The following is an 11,318-nucleotide window of genomic DNA, read 5'->3' on the forward strand; positions in this document are numbered from 1 at the left end:
AGGACTTGACGGGAGTAACCTATTTACTGGTCAAGTGGCAATCGGCATAAAGAGGGCAGGAGCTTTACTTACGGCTCAATTACGGAACAGGAGAAGCTAATGGCAGGTGCGAAAATTCCACAACCCCGAAGGGCAAGGAAGAAATTAGCCATACGTGCCATTAGTGACGGATTATCCCGTAGTAGCGATGAGCATCCTGTAATGGGATGGGAGCGAAGGGGCTGACTTAACAGTTTTAACTTGTATTACAACTAATGTAGATTAGGATGATTTTCAAAGAGAAACAAAAGTCGCAACCGATAGATAAGCGACAGGTAATGGAAGCCTTTAAGAAGGTACGCAGTAACAAGGGTGCATCGGGTGTCGATAAAGTATCGATTTCCGAAGTGTCCGCTCGCCCTATGAAATACCTTTATCCCGTATGGAACAGGTTAGCGAGTGGAAGTTACTTTCCCAAGCCCGTTCGCGAAGTAGAAATACCCAAAGCAGATGGCAGGATACGGAAACTGGGCATCCCGACGGTACAAGACCGAACGGCTCAAATGGTAATTAGAGAGGAGCTGGAGCAGCTTGCAGATAAGCGGTTCAGCAAAAGTTCCTTTGGCTATCGACCGAACAAATCGGCGCACCAAGCCATAAAGCAATGCAGGGAAAACTGTATGGCGATGGATTGGGCAATAGATTTGGACATCAAGAGTTTTTTTGATGAGATAGACCACGATTTAATGCTCAAAGCATTGGGTCACTTTACCAAAGAGAAGCACATTCACTTGTACGTGACACGTTGGTTAAAAGCCAGTGTCCAAAAGAAAGATGGGAGTGTTCATCCCCGTAGCAAAGGCACACCACAGGGAGGTGTTATAAGCCCATTATTGGCAAACATTTTCCTAGACGTTGTTTTTGACAAATGGATTGAACAGCACCATCCCGAAGTAAAGTTTGAACGATATGCAGATGATATTATCATCCATTGTGCAAACTTCAAACAAGCCCTGCGGACTTTGGAAGCGGTAAAAGCCAGATTTGAGCAATGCAAGTTGCAGATAAAGAAAGGCAAGAGCAATATTGTTTATTGCAAGCGCAACCAAAAGAAGCACCCACCGTTCAAGGTCCACTATGTAACCTTCAGTTTTTTAGGTTTTACATTCAAACCAAGAATGGTAAAGGGCTACTACGGGAACTTTCATTTGGGTTTCACGCCCGCCATCAGCCGCCAAAGTCAAAAGCGAATCAATCAAACCTTGTTCAAGATGAAACTGCACCGTATGGTTCACTTGCGCCTGCCCGATTTGGCAGGCATTATAGCGAACAAAGTACGAGGGTGGATTCATTATTACGGCAAGGTGCGAATGAGCGAACTACATTATGTGTTCCGCTTTTTGAATATGCGACTGGCTAAATGGGTACGCAACAAATATCGGCGATTTAGGCGTAAACATTGGTTCTTTGCCTACAAATGGTTACAGGAGACTGCCAAGCAGTTTCCCAATCTATTTGTGCATTGGCAATATGGTTTTACGCCTTAGACTTGTTAAGAAGAGCCGTATGATGTGAGAGCATCACGTACGGTTCTGAGAGAGGTTTAGGGGTGCAATTCCCCTTTACCTACTCGACCTTTTTACTCCTATTTTGTCTTCTCTTTTGTTTGATTGTTTCTCTTCTTGTTTTTGAAGTTGAAAAGCTCAGAATTTTTGACAATTGTTCTAAGAAGTTTTTTGAAATTTTTGAAGGTCTATATTTGGATATCATATGGCTATTGTTCTAATTTATTTATTAATTTATTAACTCTAGATATTCTTGGGGTTATTTCTTTTTTTACTCTTTTTTTATTTGTGAAATATCCATAAACTCCTATTCCGATTGCAGCTATATTTATAAAGATTAAGCCTATTATAAAGTTTTCTGGTATCTTATTCCAAATACTGATATTAAATAGTATCATAATTGGGAAAACTGGCAAAATGCCCCAATAAAAATATGTTTTAAGAAACTTTTTTTGTACTAAAAGATATTCCTTGTTTTTTTTGAGATAATTTAGGTAATTTTCTTCCAAATCGCTATGCTTAAATTTTTTAATACGTTGATATTTAATTATTAAATAAACTGAACAAATCATTATTAATGCTATTGCCATTTTTGTCAGAATGAATGGAATCTTGAATAATAAAAAAATAGATACTAAAACTCCAAATACAGCTAAAATCGTTTCGGAAAGTTCTAGATAGTTCCACCATTTGTGTAAACGATTTAAACTGGATTGTAATTCAATCATTAATTTTGATTTCTCAAATTTTATACGCTCCTGATTACTGGACGATTGCCAGATTTTAATTAATTCATCTTCAATCATAATATTTCATTTATGCAGTTAAACAATTTTGATTTTATCCGCTTGATTTTTACGGCTATGTGATTTTCAGATAATCCAAGTATATCTGAAATTTCTCGGTATGCTAATCCTTCCAAGTACAGAGCAATTATTGCTTTATCTCCTTCATTCAATTTTTTGACACACTTTCTTAAAGCTATTATTTTTTCATTATTTTTTTCATTTCCCTCTTCCGAACCTAAATTAGAAATAGTCATACTATCTAATCTTATAAATCGATTTTGGGTCTTTGCGTATTTAGATTTAAAACGAAGACAAACATTTAATGCTATTCTAAACATCCAAGTGGCAATAGAAGAATTACCTTTAAATGAACTCATCGAATTCCATATGTGAACTAAAACTTCCTGAAAAAGGTCTTTCGAATCTTCACTACTAACTGAATAAATAGAGCAAATTCTATATAACTTATCCTGATTTTCTTGCAAAGCAGAAAGAAATATGGTTTTCTGTTTTTCCATTTTTAATACTTCCCTTTACTATTTTAGTTACCATAGTTTGATAAATATGACAGTTTAGTGTGTTTTTTTAGTAAATAATATGATGATAAGGCTCTTATTTAGTTAGAATGGTCAGTATTAATGGCAACGGTCTTGTTTAACGCAAGTGGCGTGGAGTAGGGACACGTTTTTGTCGGCTTTGTTGTTTTCTTTTTGCTCTCTAAAATAACGCTTTTCAGCACAATGCCCGACATTTGCTGTTAAACGATGTTGCTAACAGGAAAAACTCCACCATTGATGTTTTGAAAACCTTAACAAATTAGCTCAATTTTTGTTTTTATCGATCATTTTTTAAAAGTTTTTGTGAGTTTAGGAAGCGTTTTTTTTACTTTCTAAAAATAATCTTTCTCCATTTTTTCAATATTTGGATCCGAGTAGAATCAGTTTTTAAAGTTCAAAATTCTCATTTTTAGATTTCCTTTTTTTTTTTATCTTTTAAAAGTTGTTTTCTTAAATTTAATTTTTCTTTGAAATAGTCGGGGTAATTTTGTCAATTATCGAGAAACTTTATTTGATTTTTTTCTTAATAGTGAAGTGAAATTATCATTTTGGAACAGTCCGCTTTTTTTGTCATTTATCATGCAATTTTAAATGAAAACATTCTTGTTTTTTATGAATCGGAGCAGGATTTTTTCATGAAAGTTTTAGTTAGCAAACAACTGCTCATTTTGTCAATTTTTAGTACTTATATTTTTTTTCGGTCTCTTTTTTCCTTTTCTTCTAAATAAAAAATCATTCATTTTTTCTTGTTTGCAACGGTCTCGTATAACGACAAGTGGCGCGGAATTATGGATGCGGATTTGTCGGCTTAACGATTTTGTTTACTATGGAAAACTAATTTACTTCTTTTCTATGAAACGCGCCATTTGCGTTATACGTTGTTGGCAAAAGTGGTGTGTCCTGTGTTGCTTCGGGATACAATTTAAGTAAAATTGAGGAGCAACAAAACTGTAATTGAGATGAGAGTCTCATAATTTTCTGGAAACGACCCCGGCATTTGTTTCGGGTGGAAACACGCAAGAAGGTTTTGGGGATTGGTCTCTCGGCTGGGATGTTTAGGCATACCGGTCAAACCGCCTTATGGGGCTTACCTTTCACGGGTTGGTCTTGAGCGATAAGGTCAAAGGCGCTACTGCCACTTGTAGGGTAATGTAGTTTGCTATGGTGGGGGTAAAGAAGCTGAACGAGATGTGAGTGAACCCTTGTAGAAGTGTCGTAAACAACTTTAGTATTGTCAAAATCGAGGGATGGGCGGTCCCGAGAGACAGGACTTGACGGGAGTAACCTATTTACTGGTCAAGTGGCAATCGGCATAAAGAGGGCAGGAGCTTTACTTACGGCTCAATTACGGAACAGGAGAAGCTAATGGCAGGTGCGAAAATTCCACAACCCCGAAGGGCAAGGAAGAAATTAGCCATACGTGCCATTAGTGACGGATTATCCCGTAGTAGCGATGAGCATCCTGTAATGGGATGGGAGCGAAGGGGCTGACTTAACAGTTTTAACTTGTATTACAACTAATGTAGATTAGGATGATTTTCAAAGAGAAACAAAAGTCGCAACCGATAGATAAGCGACAGGTAATGGAAGCCTTTAAGAAGGTACGCAGTAACAAGGGTGCATCGGGTGTCGATAAAGTATCGATTTCCGAAGTGTCCGCTCGCCCTATGAAATACCTTTATCCCGTATGGAACAGGTTAGCGAGTGGAAGTTACTTTCCCAAGCCCGTTCGCGAAGTAGAAATACCCAAAGCAGATGGCAGGATACGGAAACTGGGCATCCCGACGGTACAAGACCGAACGGCTCAAATGGTAATTAGAGAGGAGCTGGAGCAGCTTGCAGATAAGCGGTTCAGCAAAAGTTCCTTTGGCTATCGACCGAACAAATCGGCGCACCAAGCCATAAAGCAATGCAGGGAAAACTGTATGGCGATGGATTGGGCAATAGATTTGGACATCAAGAGTTTTTTTGATGAGATAGACCACGATTTAATGCTCAAAGCATTGGGTCACTTTACCAAAGAGAAGCACATTCACTTGTACGTGACACGTTGGTTAAAAGCCAGTGTCCAAAAGAAAGATGGGAGTGTTCATCCCCGTAGCAAAGGCACACCACAGGGAGGTGTTATAAGCCCATTATTGGCAAACATTTTCCTAGACGTTGTTTTTGACAAATGGATTGAACAGCACCATCCCGAAGTAAAGTTTGAACGATATGCAGATGATATTATCATCCATTGTGCAAACTTCAAACAAGCCCTGCGGACTTTGGAAGCGGTAAAAGCCAGATTTGAGCAATGCAAGTTGCAGATAAAGAAAGGCAAGAGCAATATTGTTTATTGCAAGCGCAACCAAAAGAAGCACCCACCGTTCAAGGTCCACTATGTAACCTTCAGTTTTTTAGGTTTTACATTCAAACCAAGAATGGTAAAGGGCTACTACGGGAACTTTCATTTGGGTTTCACGCCCGCCATCAGCCGCCAAAGTCAAAAGCGAATCAATCAAACCTTGTTCAAGATGAAACTGCACCGTATGGTTCACTTGCGCCTGCCCGATTTGGCAGGCATTATAGCGAACAAAGTACGAGGGTGGATTCATTATTACGGCAAGGTGCGAATGAGCGAACTACATTATGTGTTCCGCTTTTTGAATATGCGACTGGCTAAATGGGTACGCAACAAATATCGGCGATTTAGGCGTAAACATTGGTTCTTTGCCTACAAATGGTTACAGGAGACTGCCAAGCAGTTTCCCAATCTATTTGTGCATTGGCAATATGGTTTTACGCCTTAGACTTGTTAAGAAGAGCCGTATGATGTGAGAGCATCACGTACGGTTCTGAGAGAGGTTTAGGGGTGCAATTCCCCTTTACCTACTCGACTGCTAACGATTAATCCAATTCTCAATTTTGATCTCTTTTATTCTTTTGAATTCTTTGGTATTTTCTGTAACCATTATCAGTTCATTTGCAATCGCAGTAGAACCAATAAGTAAGTCAAAATCGCTAATCATTTCTCCTTTCTTTCTCAGCCGAACTTTTTCTTTTGCATAAATATTAATCGAGTTGAAAATTGGTAAAATTTTTACCTGTTCCGAAAAATTATCGATTAGTTTTAAGTTCTTTTTTGAGTTCGAACTATTTTCAGCTCCGAAAATCAATTCTGCTAACGTTATTTCTGAAATAGCACAATTATCAAGATTAACTTCTTGAAATTTCTCAATTAAATTGAACTTTCCACGGAAGAAGTGAATACAAATATTAGTATCCAAGAGATATTTCATTCGAAGCTTTCTGTGTTTATTTTATTTACTCTGGATGCTTTAATTTCTGAGATAATCTCATCTGAATCCCGATTATCTTCCCAGGCACCGAATAATGATTTTAAATCAAGTTTTTTTCTTGATTTGGTTTCAATGGATTTGGTCAGCTTAATGATTAGATTTTTTGACTTAGGCACTTAATTACTAATATTTTTTATAAGACATGGCGATGCGTTTACCATTCGTATCATAAGATTTTCGAATATTCCTTCCTTCATGAAGCTTCGGTTGAACCTATAGCAGTACTCATCCAAATAGTCCTGAAGGTCCCAGACGTGGTGGTGCATTCCCCTGAGCCATCCCTTGAGGTTCATTATAGCCCTATGGAGATCGGGGAAATTGGGTCCTTTCTTTCCCGACGGGATCTGCACTAGATTCTCGAAGACCTTGGCCAAGGGGCCATAACCTGACCATTGGTCAGTGGTCACATTGGCATCTACAGCGATATGATGCTTCATGAAATCACCCAGCGATGCTGCATCGGCATGGGATATCTCTCGGGCGTAGAGCCTTGAAACGCCCTTTTTCTTTTTCTGAATACCAACTACCACGAGCTTTTTGCTCCCATTTTTTCTTCCACGCACCCCCTCTTCCTGTCCACCAAAGACTGTTTCGTCCACTTCGGCGGTTCCGGTTATGGGGTGGTCTCCAGAGCTTTTCATGGCCTTCATGACCTTGCGCTTGAAAGACCAGCAGGTCTTTTGCCTAAGCTCCAATTTTCGGCTGAGTTCGGTAGAGGTGATGCCCTTTTTGTTTGTGGCCACGAAATAGACTATGTAGAACGCCTTGACAAGATCGAACTTGACCATATGAAAAAGTGTGTTGGCAGTCGGGGACTCCGTATAATTGCAACTGGTGCACTGCCGCGAAGCAGCTGGCACGCCCTTACAGGATTTCCCATGCCCGCATTTACGGCATAAAAAACCGTTGCCCCATTTTAGCTCTGCCAAATAGGCGAGGCAGTCTCCTTTCGAGGAATACCGTTCCTGAAACTCGAAAAGAGATAGGCTTTTAAATCTTTGCTCCATAATTTCAACAGTTGTTTGCCCTAATTTAATGACTTTATTACTAATAACAAAGTGCCTAAGTCAATAGATTTTTTTTAGCAGTATTATCTAAATTCTTTAAGTAGCCAAAGTACTTGTCTAAAATTTTATTTGAAATAGTTAAGCTCCCCATTTTCAATTTTTATGCAATTTAAGGAATTTCTTTCGGAGTTCGGATGTTTTTACATTTTTGCCAACGGTCTCGTATAACGACAAGTGGCGCGGAATTATGGATGCGGATTTGTCGGCTTAACGATTTTGTTTACTATGGAAAACTAATTTACTTCTTTTCTATGAAACGCGCCATTTGCGTTATACGTTGTTGGCAAAAGTGTGCTAACGATTAATCCAATTCTCAATTTTGATCTCTTTTATTCTTTTGAATTCTTTGGTATTTTCTGTAACCATTATCAGTTCATTTGCAATCGCAGTAGAACCAATAAGTAAGTCAAAATCGCTAATCATTTCTCCTTTCTTTCTCAGCCGAACTTTTTCTTTTGCATAAATATTAATCGAGTTGAAAATTGGTAAAATTTTTACCTGTTCCGAAAAATTATCGATTAGTTTTAAGTTCTTTTTTGAGTTCGAACTATTTTCAGCTCCGAAAATCAATTCTGCTAACGTTATTTCTGAAATAGCACAATTATCAAGATTAACTTCTTGAAATTTCTCAATTAAATTGAACTTTCCACGGAAGAAGTGAATACAAATATTAGTATCCAAGAGATATTTCATTCGAAGCTTTCTGTGTTTATTTTATTTACTCTGGATGCTTTAATTTCTGAGATAATCTCATCTGAATCCCGATTATCTTCCCAGGCACCGAATAATGATTTTAAATCAAGTTTTTTTCTTGATTTGGTTTCAATGGATTTGGTCAGCTTAATGATTAGATTTTTTTTAGCAGTATTATCTAAATTCTTTAAGTAGCCAAAGTACTTGTCTAAAATTTTATTTGAAATAGTTAAGCTCCCCATTTTCAATTTTTATGCAATTTAAGGAATTTCTTTCGGAGTTCGGATGTTTTTACATTTTTGCCAACGGTCTTGTTTAACGCAAGTGGCGTGGAGTAGGGACGCGAACTTGTCGGTTTTATTGTTTGTTACTTGGTCTCTAAAATAACACTTTTCAGCACACTACCCGCTATTTGCTGTTAAACGATGTTGTTGCGCGTTATTACTCTAACTCTCCTTTTTTCTTTAAAAAATCAAAAATTATTTTATCAACGGCGGAAACTGTATTTATGTCTGCGTAGTTCAACCATTTAATTTCTTCAATTTCATTATTCTCTTTCAGAGTACCATTAAAGTCTGCTGAATAACAAGTCATTTTTACTATTATCCCGTCTTTCATTCCGTCAGACTGAGCTTTAAATGTTCCGATGTAGTTATGAGAGTTTGGCACGATTTCAACACTCAATTCTTCACGAATTTCTCTAATCAAAGTTTGTTCATCTGATTCTCCGATTTCTCTTTTACCTCCAGGAAAATAATATTTACTTTTTCCTTTGGATTTAGTGCTCAAAACTTGACCGTCTTTTATTATTATAAGTGCAATTTTATCAATTATAGACTTCTCAGAACTTTTCATTAACCCGTGATTATTTTAATTATCAAAAGTATAATGAAAATAATTAAAGCTATAACACCAATAAAAATTTTAAAATGGATATAGTTTTTAATGGTTTTCCAGAATGAATTATCTTCCATTTTACACTTATTTTTTTCAGATTTATCTTCTTTATTGGATTTTTCTTTAATGCGCTACAACGGTCTTGTTTAACGCAAGTGGCGTGGAGTAGGCCCTATGTTTGTATAAAGGATAAAGCATAAGTTTCAGATATTTATTATAACATAGTAATATCTAGTCACTTAATTACTTTAAAATCCAAAACCTATGCAGACACAAAGTACACAATTCGACTTCACCGGCCAAAAAATTTATGTAGGCATCGACACGCACCTTAAGAGCTGGAATGTAACGGTTATGATGGATCCTTATTACCAGAAAACCTTTTCACAAAATGCGAATGCTAAAACCCTCTTCAACCATCTACAGGAGAATTATCCCGGAGGTAGTTACTTTAGTGCTTATGAAGCTGGCTTTGCGGGTTTTATGCCTCATTACCGTTTAATGGGCCTGGGTATTGAATCTATTGTGGTGAACCCTGCAGATATTCCCACGACCGGAAAAGAAAAGGTTCAAAAGAATGATTCGAGGGATAGTAAAAAAATCGCCCGTTCGCTAAAGAACGGTGAATTGACCCCAATTTATGTTCCCTCGCTCCAGACCCTGGCGGATAGGAGCCTTGTTCGCTTGAGAAAAACGATTGCCAGGGACCTGGCAAAAACAAAGACGCAGATCAAATCTTTCCTTTATTGCAACGGGATCGATATTCCGGAAGAGTTGAGCAAGGATAACTGGACCAGGAAATTCATCAAATGGCTTACAGAAATGGAGATTGGCCCTTTCAGGGAAACCCTGGATGGTCATTTAGCTAAGTACCATTACTTTTATGCGCAAAAGCTCGATATAAACCGAAAAGTCAAGGCACTTTCTGTCACTGCCCGGTATAGGGAAAATATGGAACTTCTACAATCCATACCGGGAGTAGGTTATATCACGGCCATAACTTTCCTCACAGAGATAGAAAACATAAAAAGGTTCAAAAGCCTGGACAGGCTATGCAGTTTTATAGGTTTGGTACCGTCTACCAATTCTTCCGGAGGAAACGAAAGAATCGGAGAAATCACTCCCAGAGGGCATCGTATTCTCAGGGATATTATGATAGAAGCCTCCTGGAAGGCAATAGGAAAAGATCCGGCCCTGGGAGCCACCTATTCAAAACTTGGCCATAGAATGAAACCCAATAAGGCGATCATACGCATTACCAAAAAAATATTGAGCAGGATGAGATTCGTCCTGAATAACCAAACCCGATATGAACTGGGATATAAATAATATTAAAAGAGTAATTTATAAAACAGCTATCTTCAAGTGTGACCGTTTCCGCGTCCCTGCAGCGTTCACGACTGTCATTTAGTAGACTGCGGCGCACTTATTTATATAAACTAAACAAGACGATGCAGCTCCTTAGAGTCTGTTAATAGAAGGCTGTTTTATAATATTACAATTACTGATTAAGATAAAGCTATAAGACCTTGAGTTTTCTTAGCCATGGAGGACAATGAATAAATTTAAAAAGGTCCCTTTTTAGAGAAGGAACCGTATTCACTGTCGAAAGCCTTATTGCTGTTGAGTTGCTCTCCAGCAGCGCTCACTTCCCCTTCAGGCTAACATGTTAAATATAAGAAAAAAGTTGTCTAAAATTTGATATACAACATAGAAGGGACGCGAACTTGTCGGCTTTGTTGTTTTTTAATTGGTCTCTAAAATAACACTTTTCAGCAGAATGCCCGCTATTTGCTGTTAAACGATGTTGTGGCGCGTTATGTTACTCAATTTATTTTTTTTGGTCTTCCGTTTAAATGATTATTTATCATTTTGTATTCCCAATCACTAATTCTATTTTCTTTTAATTCTTCTTCTAAAATATTTGCAATCTCATCAAAATATTGTCTTTGAGAATGTCGAAATATTATCATTGGAAAAATTTCTCGTTCGCAATTCAGTTTTCTCTGGTCTGGCCAACCTTTTTCTTTAACCAATTTTAAAAGCTTTTCAGTGTTCATATTATCAATTACAGTTTGAAGCTTCATTAATGAATCATATACTTTAGTCGACTTCTGTTTCTCAAAAGTTTTAATTTTATTCATTGATCGATATTTCTGATCACTTTCAAACATTTCTGTTATTATTGCACAAAAATCAAATTTTTCCACTTTTGCATTTTGAGCAAAGCTCATATTTGATAGAAATATTATAATTATTGTCAGATATATTTTCATTGTTATTTTTTTAATTTTAGAAAATCAAATATTATTTTGTCAACTGCGGAAACTGTATTTATATTAGCGCAATTCAACCATTTTATATTCTCAATTTCATTATTAGGTTTTAAGAATAATAAATCATTTTAATTACTGTTTTTCTTCCATTCTGT

13 protein-coding genes are annotated in these 11,318 nt (G+C 37.2%); 5 read left to right on the forward strand and 8 right to left on the reverse strand.

What is annotated here, in order from left to right; all coding sequences use genetic code 11:
* The first annotated feature begins 99 nt into the window (after window positions 1-99).
* A complete protein-coding gene (locus tag JM83_RS19410; protein ID WP_261376330.1) occupies window positions 100-225 on the forward strand; it encodes a hypothetical protein in 126 nt (41 codons plus the stop codon).
* Window positions 226-266: 41 nt separating this feature from the next.
* Entirely contained in the window at window positions 267-1,526 is a 1,260-nt protein-coding gene (gene ltrA / locus JM83_RS07335; RefSeq protein WP_144960768.1) for a group II intron reverse transcriptase/maturase, read from the forward strand.
* A gap of 227 nt (window positions 1,527-1,753) precedes the next feature.
* On the opposite strand, the gene JM83_RS07340 is transcribed toward ltrA (JM83_RS07335), so the two are convergent.
* Window positions 1,754-2,350 carry a hypothetical protein gene (locus JM83_RS07340; protein ID WP_144960786.1) on the reverse strand — a complete coding sequence of 199 codons (597 nt, stop codon included), beginning with the start codon at window positions 2,348-2,350 and terminating at the stop codon, window positions 1,754-1,756.
* A complete protein-coding gene (locus tag JM83_RS07345; protein ID WP_144960788.1) occupies window positions 2,347-2,850 on the reverse strand; it encodes an RNA polymerase sigma factor in 504 nt (167 codons plus the stop codon). The genes JM83_RS07340 and JM83_RS07345 overlap by 4 nt, the downstream gene beginning before the upstream one ends.
* Window positions 2,851-4,254: 1,404 nt before the next feature.
* Between JM83_RS07345 and JM83_RS19415 the strand changes: the two genes are divergently transcribed.
* Together JM83_RS19415 and ltrA (JM83_RS07350) are read left to right on the forward strand one after the other, a co-directional pair.
* Window positions 4,255-4,380, forward strand: coding sequence for a hypothetical protein (locus JM83_RS19415; RefSeq protein ID WP_261376330.1), 126 nt, complete (start codon window positions 4,255-4,257; stop codon window positions 4,378-4,380).
* Window positions 4,381-4,421: 41 nt separating this feature from the next.
* Entirely contained in the window at window positions 4,422-5,681 is a 1,260-nt protein-coding gene (gene ltrA, locus JM83_RS07350; protein WP_144960768.1) for a group II intron reverse transcriptase/maturase, read from the forward strand.
* Between the two features lie 90 nt (window positions 5,682-5,771).
* Here ltrA (JM83_RS07350) and JM83_RS07355 read toward each other — a convergent pair whose 3' ends face one another.
* The 5 genes from JM83_RS07355 to JM83_RS07375 all read right to left on the reverse strand — a co-directional run bounded on the left by JM83_RS07355 (window position 5,772) and on the right by JM83_RS07375 (window position 8,845).
* Window positions 5,772-6,170, reverse strand: a complete 399-nt coding sequence (locus tag JM83_RS07355; RefSeq protein ID WP_144960790.1) for a type II toxin-antitoxin system VapC family toxin — start codon at window positions 6,168-6,170, stop codon at window positions 5,772-5,774.
* 176 nt (window positions 6,171-6,346) lie between these two features.
* Window positions 6,347-7,237 (reverse strand): IS1595 family transposase, encoded by an 891-nt coding sequence (locus JM83_RS07360; RefSeq protein WP_144959476.1) that lies wholly within the window; start codon window positions 7,235-7,237, stop codon window positions 6,347-6,349.
* 354 nt (window positions 7,238-7,591) lie between these two features.
* Window positions 7,592-7,990, reverse strand: coding sequence for a type II toxin-antitoxin system VapC family toxin (locus JM83_RS07365; RefSeq protein WP_144960790.1), 399 nt, complete (start codon window positions 7,988-7,990; stop codon window positions 7,592-7,594).
* Complete coding sequence (locus tag JM83_RS07370; protein ID WP_144960792.1) at window positions 7,987-8,232, reverse strand: hypothetical protein; 246 nt, start codon at window positions 8,230-8,232, stop codon at window positions 7,987-7,989. The genes JM83_RS07365 and JM83_RS07370 overlap by 4 nt, the downstream gene beginning before the upstream one ends.
* Window positions 8,233-8,431: 199 nt before the next feature.
* Window positions 8,432-8,845 (reverse strand): NUDIX hydrolase, encoded by a 414-nt coding sequence (locus tag JM83_RS07375; RefSeq protein WP_144960794.1) that lies wholly within the window; start codon window positions 8,843-8,845, stop codon window positions 8,432-8,434.
* Between the two features lie 306 nt (window positions 8,846-9,151).
* Between JM83_RS07375 and JM83_RS07380 the strand changes: the two genes are divergently transcribed.
* Window positions 9,152-10,216: an IS110 family transposase gene (locus tag JM83_RS07380; RefSeq protein ID WP_144960796.1), complete on the forward strand. Its 1,065-nt coding sequence runs from the start codon at window positions 9,152-9,154 to the stop codon at window positions 10,214-10,216.
* Between the two features lie 497 nt (window positions 10,217-10,713).
* Here JM83_RS07380 and JM83_RS07385 read toward each other — a convergent pair whose 3' ends face one another.
* Window positions 10,714-11,163 carry a hypothetical protein gene (locus JM83_RS07385; RefSeq protein WP_144960798.1) on the reverse strand — a complete coding sequence of 150 codons (450 nt, stop codon included), beginning with the start codon at window positions 11,161-11,163 and terminating at the stop codon, window positions 10,714-10,716.
* Window positions 11,164-11,318: the final 155 nt, after the last annotated feature.

This window comes from Gillisia sp. Hel_I_86, assembly GCF_007827275.1.
GTDB lineage: Bacteria > Bacteroidota > Bacteroidia > Flavobacteriales > Flavobacteriaceae > Gillisia.